The 9,137-nt window shown below is 75.2% G+C and carries 12 protein-coding genes and 1 pseudogene; 3 read left to right on the forward strand and 10 right to left on the reverse strand.

Annotated features, from left to right (window positions below; all coding sequences use genetic code 11):
• Positions 1–58: 58 nt before the first annotated feature.
• The 8 genes and pseudogenes from IFT45_RS11410 to IFT45_RS11445 all read right to left on the reverse strand — a co-directional run bounded on the left by IFT45_RS11410 (position 59) and on the right by IFT45_RS11445 (position 4,860).
• The gene (locus tag IFT45_RS11410; protein WP_056052408.1) at positions 59–472 is read right to left on the reverse strand and encodes a hypothetical protein; all 414 of its coding nucleotides are present in this window, start codon (positions 470–472) and stop codon (positions 59–61) included.
• A 102-nt stretch (positions 473–574) separates the two neighbouring features.
• Positions 575–1,391, reverse strand: a pseudogene (locus tag IFT45_RS17870) (Asp23/Gls24 family envelope stress response protein); the annotation flags it as partial.
• Between the two features lie 147 nt (positions 1,392–1,538).
• On the reverse strand, positions 1,539–2,144 hold the full coding sequence (locus IFT45_RS11420) for a hypothetical protein (RefSeq protein WP_192128235.1): 606 nt from the start codon (positions 2,142–2,144) through the stop codon (positions 1,539–1,541).
• Positions 2,141–2,722, reverse strand: a complete 582-nt coding sequence (locus IFT45_RS11425; protein ID WP_192045239.1) for a DUF6286 domain-containing protein — start codon at positions 2,720–2,722, stop codon at positions 2,141–2,143. The genes IFT45_RS11420 and IFT45_RS11425 overlap by 4 nt, the downstream gene beginning before the upstream one ends.
• The gene (locus tag IFT45_RS11430; protein WP_192128237.1) at positions 2,719–3,072 is read right to left on the reverse strand and encodes a hypothetical protein; all 354 of its coding nucleotides are present in this window, start codon (positions 3,070–3,072) and stop codon (positions 2,719–2,721) included. Before IFT45_RS11430 ends, IFT45_RS11425 begins: the two co-directional genes overlap by 4 nt.
• Positions 3,069–3,257, reverse strand: a complete 189-nt coding sequence (locus IFT45_RS11435; protein ID WP_056052392.1) for a DUF2273 domain-containing protein — start codon at positions 3,255–3,257, stop codon at positions 3,069–3,071. Before IFT45_RS11435 ends, IFT45_RS11430 begins: the two co-directional genes overlap by 4 nt.
• Entirely contained in the window at positions 3,254–3,685 is a 432-nt protein-coding gene (locus tag IFT45_RS11440; RefSeq protein WP_167258115.1) for an Asp23/Gls24 family envelope stress response protein, read from the reverse strand. The genes IFT45_RS11435 and IFT45_RS11440 overlap by 4 nt, the downstream gene beginning before the upstream one ends.
• Positions 3,686–3,858: 173 nt before the next feature.
• A complete protein-coding gene (locus IFT45_RS11445; protein ID WP_192128239.1) occupies positions 3,859–4,860 on the reverse strand; it encodes a helix-turn-helix transcriptional regulator in 1,002 nt (333 codons plus the stop codon).
• Positions 4,861–5,109: 249 nt separating this feature from the next.
• Between IFT45_RS11445 and IFT45_RS11450 the strand changes: the two genes are divergently transcribed.
• From IFT45_RS11450 to IFT45_RS11460, 3 genes are read left to right on the forward strand one after another with little or no spacing between them, the layout of a single operon-like run.
• Positions 5,110–5,850 (forward strand): RNA polymerase sigma factor, encoded by a 741-nt coding sequence (locus IFT45_RS11450; protein WP_371810984.1) that lies wholly within the window; start codon positions 5,110–5,112, stop codon positions 5,848–5,850.
• Positions 5,847–6,500 (forward strand): Asp23/Gls24 family envelope stress response protein, encoded by a 654-nt coding sequence (locus IFT45_RS11455; RefSeq protein ID WP_185231460.1) that lies wholly within the window; start codon positions 5,847–5,849, stop codon positions 6,498–6,500. Before IFT45_RS11450 ends, IFT45_RS11455 begins: the two co-directional genes overlap by 4 nt.
• Positions 6,497–6,889: a hypothetical protein gene (locus tag IFT45_RS11460; protein WP_192128241.1), complete on the forward strand. Its 393-nt coding sequence runs from the start codon at positions 6,497–6,499 to the stop codon at positions 6,887–6,889. The genes IFT45_RS11455 and IFT45_RS11460 overlap by 4 nt, the downstream gene beginning before the upstream one ends.
• Here IFT45_RS11460 and IFT45_RS11465 read toward each other — a convergent pair.
• Positions 6,837–8,252 carry a heparan-alpha-glucosaminide N-acetyltransferase domain-containing protein gene (locus tag IFT45_RS11465; RefSeq protein WP_192128243.1) on the reverse strand — a complete coding sequence of 472 codons (1,416 nt, stop codon included), beginning with the start codon at positions 8,250–8,252 and terminating at the stop codon, positions 6,837–6,839. The two genes, IFT45_RS11460 and IFT45_RS11465, sit on opposite strands and share 53 nt — an antisense overlap.
• Before the next feature lie 142 nt (positions 8,253–8,394).
• Positions 8,395–9,021, reverse strand: a complete 627-nt coding sequence (locus IFT45_RS11470; RefSeq protein WP_192128245.1) for a DUF6226 family protein — start codon at positions 9,019–9,021, stop codon at positions 8,395–8,397.
• Positions 9,022–9,137: the final 116 nt, after the last annotated feature.

The following is a 9,137-nucleotide window of genomic DNA, read 5'->3' on the forward strand; positions in this document are numbered from 1 at the left end:
CCGCCGGGGCGAGGAGGAGCAGATCGCGACCACTCGAGGCCGGTGCGGGAGGCGCGGGTCAGCCGCCGACGCCCGCCCGCGCCACGAGGTCCTGGATGAAGGGCCACACGTCGCGGGCCTGGTCGACGCCGGCGAGGGCGGTGGCGAAGAGCGGCCAGAGCGACACGAGCAGCGTCGAGACGACCGCCGCGACCGCCAGCACCCAGGCGAGGGCGCCGTGGCGGGAGAGGAACACCAGGCCGAGCAGCGCCAGCGCGAGCAGGAAGCCCACCGCCGCCGCGCCCGCGATCGACCCGACGGGAACGTCGAGCGCCCCGGCGGTGCCGCCGTCGGCCGCGCCGATCAGGGCGAGCACGGGCACGAAGACCCCGCCGACGACGAGCAGGCAGACCACCAGGCCGGTGGCGAGGGCCCACCAGACCGCCCGGGGGCGGTGCGGTCGGCGGCTGGTCGTGGTGCGTCGTCCGAACATCGTCGTATCTCCTGCGTGCGGTCGGGTCAGGGCGGGTCGGTCAGGGCGTGCCGGGTCGGGGCGGGGCGGGGGCCGGGTCAGGCCCGGCGGGCGTCGTCGTNNCGGCGGCGTCGACGGCCGCGTCCGCGGCGTCGCGCTCGGCGTCGACGGGGCCGGTGCGGTCACCGTCGTCGTCGCCGTGACCGTCGGCCGCGCGCCCCCACTCGACGGCGGCGGCGTCGTCGTGCGTGACCGGCTCCGCCTTCGGGTCACGGGCGGAAGCGTCACGGGCCGCGGCGTCGCGGGCCTCGCCGGACGCGTCGTCCACCGCGTCGGCCGTGCCGTCGATGGCGTCCGCGATCGCGGTCGCGGTCCGCGCCGAGTCGGCGAGGTCGGAGGCGCGCTCACCGAGCGACCTCGGGTCGTCGGCCGGTGCGCCGTCCTCGACCCGCGACTCCTTGTTGTCCGCCCCACGGCGCGGCTCCGCGTCGTCAGCGTCGGGCGACGCGTCGTCGGCGGGGGCGACGTCGTCGAACGGGCCGTGCACGTCGACCACCGACACGTCGACCGAGACCGGCTCGCCGTCGAGCTGGCCGACCGCGTGGCCGACCTGCGTGCGCACCTTGTCGGCGAGCTCCGTGACGTTGGTCGGGTACTCGGCCACGAGGGCGACGTCGACCTGCAGGCCGGTCGACGCCTGCGTCACGGTCACGCCGGTCACGCCGCCCGCGCCGAGGCGCGACCGGACGACGCCGACGAGGCGCGCCGAGGGGGTGCCGAGCGCGTGGACGCCCGTCGTGCCGAGCACGGTGAGCGCGATGGTGCGCTCGAGGGCGGCCTCGGGCGACGAGGCGTCGACGGGCCCGAGGGAGTCGAGGTCGATCCGGGTGACGTGGTGGGTGGCGCTGGTGCTGGTGCTGGTGCTGGTGCTGGTGCTCATGGTGCGGCCCCTTCTCGGGCGGTCGGCCGCGCGGGCGGCTCGGAGTGGAGTGCGGGTGGGGAGGTCGTGGGACCGAGAAGCGGCCCTCGCCCTCGGTCGAGGTCGAGGGCCGCGTCGGTGGTGCGGGTGCGTCGTGCCGGGCGGTGCTCAGTCGAGCCGCGTCGCTCCGGACATCTGCGTGCGGAGGCCGCCGTTGATCTGCACGACGACGGGGGTGACCGTGCCGAGCAGCTCGTCCCAGCGGGCCACGGCCTCGTCGACGGCGCGACGGAGGTCGACCGGCGAGGCACCGCGGCGGGCGTCGACGGTCACGCGGAGCACGTTCTCGCCCTTGACGCGGAAGGCGACGACGTCGGCGGCGAGGACGCCGGGCGTGCTGGACAGCGCCTCCTCCAGCACGTCGGCGGCGACCCGGGCGTCGACGACCACGTGGCCGCCGGTCGGCGAGTGGCTGCCCTCGGCCTCGGAGAGGTCGAGCAGGGTGCTGGTGCGCCCGCCGCCCTGACGGACGATGAACACGACGAGCAGGAGGGCCAGCACGAGGCAGGCCGCGGCCGTCACCCACAGGATCCAGACCTGGCCGCCCGAGAGGGCGTCCGTGACCGGGCCGGTCGCGTCGGACGCGCCGTCGGAGACCGTCTGCTGCACGTCGGGCCACAGCGCGCCGACCGCGACGGCGGCGCCGGCGACGAGCAGCACGAGGCCGACGACGAAGACGACGATGCGGTTGAGAGCGCGGTTGGTGTCGTTCATCGACCGACCTTCCCCTTCTTCTTGGACAGCTTCACGCGGGGGCGGAGCGTCGGCGAGTAGTCGTAGCTCGAGATCTCGCCGCGGACGGCCTCCTCGATGCTGCGCAGGTCGGCGGTGCGGCCCGACACGGGGTCGATCTCGACGAGCGCGACCTTCTTGCCCACGCTGACGCTCACCCGGTCGGGGTGGACGTCGCCGGCGAAGCTCGCCGTGCGGGCGAGCGACCGGGCGATGACGCGGTCATCGACCACGGCGGCGGTGCGGTCCGCGGTGGCGGCACGACGACCGCGACGGCCGGGGGCCAACGACACGACGATCAGCACGAGGCCGACGATCGCGACGACGGCACCGATCGCGGTGAGCGCTCCGACCGGGGCGCCGGCCGCGCCGAGCACGGCCGAGGCGGCGTCCGCCGGGGCGACGAGCAGGGGCGCGGTGCCGAGCGCGGCGAGCACGGACTCCGTGCCGATCCAGGCGAGGACCAGGACGAGCAGGACGGCCAGGGTCACGGCGACGCCCGACCTCGACGAGTGCGTCTCCCGCCGGAGGACGCGGCGGTAGGTGCTGCTGGTGCTCATGAGACCCGCCTCCTCTGGCTGAGCTCGGCGCCGGTGATCTGCAGGTCGACGCGTTCGACTTCGGTGCCGGTCAGCTGCAGGACGCGCTGCCGGATGGTGGACTGGGCCGACGTGAGCCGGTCCAGCAGGGTGCCCGCCGTGCGGTTCGGCACGCCGAGCGGGGTGAGCCGCACGGGGGCCTTGGCGACGAGGGTGAGCCCGCCGTCACGGTCGGACAGCTCCACGGACACGTCGGACGCCTTCGCGTCCAGTGCCTCCGCGGTGACGGCCGACACCACACGGCGCACGGCGCGCGACGTGATCACGGTGCGGCCGTGGGGGGCCTGGTCGGCCGTCACCGCCGCGGTCACGAGGACCGCCGCCCGCGGAGGGCGTCCGCGACACCGCGGACGTCCAGCTTGCCCTCGGTGAAGCGACCGACGAAGTAGCCGATCACGAGTGCGAGGGCGACCAGGAGGAGACCTCCGAAGCCGAACTGCAGGGCCGTCAGCGCGAGGACCGCGCCGACGAGCATGCCTCGGGTGGTGGCGGTCACTGGACGCGGCTGTCGTCGGCGTCGTCGGCGTCGTCCGACGGGATGTAGACGTCGGAGACGGTCACGTTGACCTCGGTGACCTCCATGCCGACGACCTGCGAGATGGCGTCGGTGACCGACTTGCGGACGTCGTCGGCGACCTTCTGGAGCTCAACGGGGTACTCGGCGACGATGACGATGTCGGCCGCGACCTGCTTCTCGCCGACCTCGACCGAGACGCCCTGGCCGCGGTCCTGCTGGTTGATGGCGTTGCGGATCGCGCCGATGGCACGGGCGGCGCCGTTGCCCAGGTCGTGCACGCCGGGCACCTCGCGGGCCGCGATGCCGGCGACCTTCGAGACGACGCCCTCGGCGATGGTGTTCTTGCCGGCGGCGTCGCCGGTGTGCTTGGCGGCAGCGGTGCTGGTGGCGGGGGTGACGTTGGTCATGGTCTGTCTCCTTCTCGTGCTGGTGGCGCCCCACCGGGTGGTGGTGCGGTGTTCCCGTCGGTGGGACTCATCATTCAGACGCATCGACGTGGTCAGGTGTCACGGCGGTTCAGGCGGCTGTCAGGAAGCGTGCTGAGGACACTCACTTCCCGGACATCCCGCCCGCGCATCCGTCATCGCCGCAGGGTCTCCCGCGGCTGCTCGCCGAACCGGCGGGCGTAGGAGGCCGAGAACCGGCCCAGGTTGCCGAAGCCCCAGCGGGTCGCGACGTCGGCGACGTGGACCTCCCGCGGGGCGGCGCGGAGCAGCTCGGCGTGGACGCGGTCGAGGCGGACCTGCCGCACGTAGGCCGCGGGCGAGGCGCCGAGCTGGCGGCTCATCGACTGCTGCAGGGTGCGGGGGTGCAGCCCCGCCGCCGCCGCGACGTCGGACGGCGTGATGGGCTCGTGGGCGTGCTCGTGGACGAAGTCCACGGCGTCGCGCAGGCGGCCCGGGCCGACGGACCGGACGGTCGCGGGCACGTCCGAGACGCTCCAGGGGAAGAGGTCGAGGATCGCGTGGACGAGCACGAGCTGCGCCTCGGCGCGGAGGAGGGGCGACGTGCCCACCTCGACGAGCGGGCCGGTGACGGCGGCCAGGGCGCGCCTCCATCCCTGCACCGCCTCGGGCGCGGGCGTCGCCGAGCCGTCGAGCACGACGAGCTGGGCCGGGCCGCCGTGTCGCTCGCGGGCGGTCTCCTCCAGGAAGCCGGGCTCGACCTGCACCACGTGCTGCACGTGCGGCGACAGCCGCAGCTCGTAGGGCAGCTCGGTGGGCAGGGGGAACGGGTCGGAGGCGCGGCTGCGGTGGCCGCCCCGGCGGTGGTCGACGGACCCGGCCCCCTCGCGGAACCAGCCGACGGCGTAGCGGTCGGGCCACGGCACCTCGCCGTGCAGCCGCCCGCCGAAGGTCGACGTGAGGAGGGTGACGCGCCCGTCGTCGACGGACGAGCAGCGGTACGTGAACGCGTCGTCGACGGCCTCGGCCCGGAAGTCGCGTCCGCCCCAGACCTGCTCGTAGTGCAGGCAGGCCTCGTCGGGGTCGGTGCCGGAGGCGCTGGCCCGGCGGGGTCGGTCGGAGGCGCCCGGGCCGTCGGCGGGTGCAGGGGCGACGGCGAGCGTCTGGTACGTGGTCATGCTCGGTTCCTCTCCGGTGCGCACGCCCTCGGGCGGGCACCACTGACAGGACGTGCGACGTGGCAGGTTCGTCACGGATCCGTCGTGCAGTGAGGATGATTCGTGTCTGCGGACGGGTTCGACGGGTCGCGTCGGCACCCCAGAAGACGGGCCGACAGGGTCGTCCGCTCCGTCCGCTCCGTCGGCCCGTCGCCCCGTCGCCCCGGCGCGCCGTGAGGAGGCGCGGGGCGGGAGCGCGGTCCGGGGAGCGTGGGCCGGGAGTCGCGGATCGCGTCGCCCCCGGACTCGACCAGCGGCCAGGACGCGCCGCCCGCCCAGCCCGCCGTGGTAGCAACGACAGCAGCGCGGGTCACCCACCCGCGCTCCGCCGCGGGCACGACGCCCCGCCCGGCGAGGTGCGCCGCACCCCGCCCGATCGCCCGGGAGGTCGACACCATCGCCGACGACCCGCTCCTCGACGCCTCGGACGGCACGCTCGCGACGCGTGCCCGGGACGGCGACGTGCACGCCTTCGAGGTGATCGCCCGGCGTCACGGCCCCCTGATGCGCGTGCTCGCCGGCCGGCTGCTCGGCTCCGACGTCGAGACCGACGACGTCGTGCAGGAGGCCTTCCTCGTCGCCTGGCGGCGGCTCGGCGACCTCGACGACCCGGGCACCCTCCGGGCCTGGCTGATGCGCATCGTCGGCAACCGGAGCATCGACCGGCTGCGGGTGCGCCGCGACCACGACGACGTCGACGCGTACGAGCGCCCGGCGCCGCGCTCGGAGGCCCCCGACCGACAGGTCGAGACGCGCCTCCAGCTCGACGCGATGTGGTCGGCCCTCGACAAGCTCCCCCTCGACCAGCGACGCTGCTGGTTGCTGCGCGAGACCGCGGGCTACTCGTACGCCGAGATCGCGCAGGCCCTCGACCTGCCGACCTCGACCGTGCGCGGGCAGATCGCCCGGGCACGGATCTTCCTGATGGGCGAGATGGAGGCATGGCGATGACACCGATCGACGACTCCGCGCCCCTCGACGCGGCAGAGCTGGTGGACGGCGTGCCCGTCGACGAGCTCGCCGACTACCTCGACCGCGGCCGGACGCCGCGCGACCCTCGCATCGAGGGGTCCGCCGAGTGCCGTCTGTACCTGCAGGCGCTCGACCGGGTGACGCGACTCTCGCACGCCTCCCTCGAGCGCGAGGCCGAGCGTGAGCCCGACCGCGACGACACCTGGATCACCGGCCTCCTCGAGACGATCCGCCACGAGGTCGTGGGCGGCCGCGACATCCCGGTCGGACACCCCGACCCGGCGACGAAGCTCAGCGTCACCGAGGCCGCGGCGCGCGGGCTCGTGCGCCGCGCCGGCGACGACCTCGACGGGGTCCTGCTCAGTTCGACCTCGTTCGACGGCGACGTCGACACGGCGGGAGCGCCCGTCGTCGTGCGCGTCACGGCCGCGGTGCGCTACGGGCTCGACCTCAACGCCGTGGCCGACCAGCTGCGCGACCGCGTGGCCACGACGCTCGGGCTGCACACCGAGCTCGCCGTGACCGCGATCGACGTCACCGTCGACGACGTGTGGCTGCCGGGCGACCGCGGCACCGGCCCCGGCGCCGGCCCCCACACCGGCACCGGAACAGAGGAGGCGCGGAGATGAGCGACGAGATGGTGGACGCCCCCGAGACGGCCGAGACCGACCAGGCCCTGTCGCGAGCCCTGACCCGGGCGCTGCGCGGCACGCCCGGCGTCGTCGACGTCTTCGACGCCCACCCCGTCGTCGAGGCGGCGGTCACCCTGGTCGCCGAGGGGCTCGAGCTCGCGGAGCCCACCGGCCTCGTCGACGTCGACCGCTCCGGCGGCCTGCTCTCCGTCGCCGCGCACGTCGCCACCGACGTGGCGGTGCCCACCCCGCAGACCCTCGCCCGGGCCGCCGACTTGGTCCGTCAGACCGTGGCGGAGCTCGGCGCCGGTGCCGACGAGGTCGTCGTCAGCGTCACGGCGCGTCTGGTCGAGGCGCCTCTCGAGGCGGCTCCGCCCGCGGAGTAGGTCGTCGGGGGTCGCCCGCCATGGCCCGGGCACCGGCGGCCGCCAGCCGTTCGAGCGGGCCTCGCCCCACGAACTGCACCCACAGCGTGCTGGCCACGAGGAGCGACAGGGAGAGGACGACCCAGAGCGTGTCGTCCTCGGCGGTGCCGGCCACGCCCAGCGTCACCGCGATCACGACGACGTGCGCCGCGTAGGCGCTCAGCGGCATCGACCCGAGGGAGGCGACCGGCAGCAGGACCCACCGGAGCGGTCTGCTCAGCAGCAGCGCGCCTCCCACGATCGCCATCGCGAAGCCGCCGCTGCCCACGATCTCGGCCGACCCGCCGGAGTGCGGCGACGCGTCGACGACCGCGTCGACGATGCCGCTGTCGGGCAGGATCTCCCCCAGCACGACGAGCTGCTCGACCAAGCCCGCCTCGGTGCCGGTCGGCGTGGACGAGACGGTCGACTCGCTGCTGCCGCTGCCGGAGACGTCGGCGCTGTCGGGGTAGCAGTCGACGTAGTCGGGCGACGACCAGCAAGTCCAGTCGGTGAGGTCGAGGTCGCCGCCCGGCACGGTGACGCCCTCCTCGTACGACGACGAGCTGGAGCCGGACGACGACGCGGCGGACCTCCCGGTCAGCCCCGCGACGCCGTAGCCGACCGCGCAGAGGGCGACGCCGACGACGAGCAGGCGCACGGCCGTGCGGCGCGAGAGCAGGTCGCTGCGCCCGATCGCGAGGCCGGTCAGCAGCAGGGCGAGCCAGACGGTGACCGGGTAGCTGCCGAAGAGCACGAGGTCGATGCCGGGCCCGTAGGCGTCGACGGCCAGGTAGCCGAGCACCGTCAGGGCGAACGGCCCCACGAGGGCGAGCAGCGCGGCGGTGATCAGGAGGTGGCGACGCCGCCACCGGAGGAACGGGACGACGGCGACGAACAGGACGCCGTAGAGGGTGAGGATGACCGCGATGCCGGTGCCCAGCAGCTCGAGCGCGACGCCGAGGGCGAAGACCACGGCGCCGCGGCCCACGAGCAGGAGGCGCAGGCGCGGCAGGTCCTCCCGGGCCGGGAGGGTGCGCCCGCCGGTGAGCAGGGCGATCGAGATGCCCGCGACGAGGGCGAAGAGGAGCGAGGAGCGACCGTGGACGAGGTCGGTCCAGGTGCTGACGTCGCCCCAGCGGAACGCCTCGGTGACCCCGACGTGGGCCCCGATCATGCCGATCACGGCGACGCCGCGGGCGACGTCGACGCCCATCACGCGCGGCGGCCGGCCGAACCGGCGCAGGCCGCGGACGGGCGGAGGCGCGGTGCCGGTCAGCGCGTCGGCTGACGGGGCCGGGGCGGGAGCGGGAGCGGCGTCGGGGGCGGGGGCAGGGCCGGTCACGGTCGTCCTTCGTCGGGAGCGCGGCCCGAGGTGAGCCGTGACGAAGATAGGGCACCGCGGAGCTCCGTGACGGCCCCACTTCGCGCGGGGTGCCGCGGGGAAGCCGGCTCGGCCGGCCGGGTGCGACGCGACGAGTCTCGGCTCAGCCGTCGTCGTGCCGGCGAGGCGTCCAGCCCGCCCAGCGACCGTCGGGCAGCCCGGCGAGCGCGTCCTCCCAGCGTCGGAGCTCGGCCCGACGGACGCCGCGCGTCGGGGTCCTGCCCGACCAGGCGTGACGCGTCCGCGAGAGCGACCACTCCACCTGACCGCGCCTCCCCGCCTCGACGGTCTCGCGGACGCCGTCGCGGGCGAGCGCCAGCACGACCTCCTCCAGACCGTCGGCCACGTGCTGCCACGGCTCGTCGCAGAGCTGGCAGCTGCAGAACGGGAAGGCGAACGAACTGAAGGCGCCGGCGGCCACGCCGACGACGCCGGGCTCGGTGCCGACCATGATCCACACCGTCACCTCGCCGGGGTGCCGAGGAGAGATCCGGACGATGCGTGAGAGCGGCTCGGGCAGCCACCGTCCGTGCGCCGAGGGGACCTCCAGCGGCGCGTCGACGACGACGTCGTACTCGCGGGCGACGTGTTCGACGAGCGCCTGGGCGACGGCGGCGACGGGGCGGTAGGTCTCCGGGTCGGCGTACGACGGGTCGTCGCCGAGGTCGGGGTCGGACGCCCGCGGGGAGAAGACGGTCTCGGCGAACGCCGGACGCACGTAGTCGGTCACGCCAGCGGACCCGAGGGGGCCTCGGTGACGACGACGGGGTGCATGCGTGCAGTCTCGCAGGCCCGCCGGCCTGCCGAGCCGCCCGCGGCGACGTTGCGGCGCACCGGCCCACGCTG

This window comes from Frigoribacterium sp. CFBP 13707, from assembly GCF_014842245.1.
Lineage (GTDB): Bacteria > Actinomycetota > Actinomycetes > Actinomycetales > Microbacteriaceae > Frigoribacterium > Frigoribacterium endophyticum.

What these genes read in the sequence shown, in the direction of transcription:
- IFT45_RS11410 (WP_056052408.1), bottom strand. Translation starts at nt 472, where the DNA reads ATGTTCGGACGACGCACCACGACCAGCCGCCGACCGCACCGCCCCCGG.
- IFT45_RS11420 (WP_192128235.1), bottom strand. Translation starts at nt 2,144, where the DNA reads ATGAACGACACCAACCGCGCTCTCAACCGCATCGTCGTCTTCGTCGTC.
- IFT45_RS11425 (WP_192045239.1), bottom strand. Translation starts at nt 2,722, where the DNA reads ATGAGCACCAGCAGCACCTACCGCCGCGTCCTCCGGCGGGAGACGCAC.
- IFT45_RS11440 (WP_167258115.1), bottom strand. Translation starts at nt 3,685, where the DNA reads ATGACCAACGTCACCCCCGCCACCAGCACCGCTGCCGCCAAGCACACC.
- IFT45_RS11445 (WP_192128239.1), bottom strand. Translation starts at nt 4,860, where the DNA reads ATGACCACGTACCAGACGCTCGCCGTCGCCCCTGCACCCGCCGACGGC.
- IFT45_RS11455 (WP_185231460.1), top strand. Translation starts at nt 5,847, where the DNA reads ATGACACCGATCGACGACTCCGCGCCCCTCGACGCGGCAGAGCTGGTG.
- IFT45_RS11460 (WP_192128241.1), top strand. Translation starts at nt 6,497, where the DNA reads ATGAGCGACGAGATGGTGGACGCCCCCGAGACGGCCGAGACCGACCAG.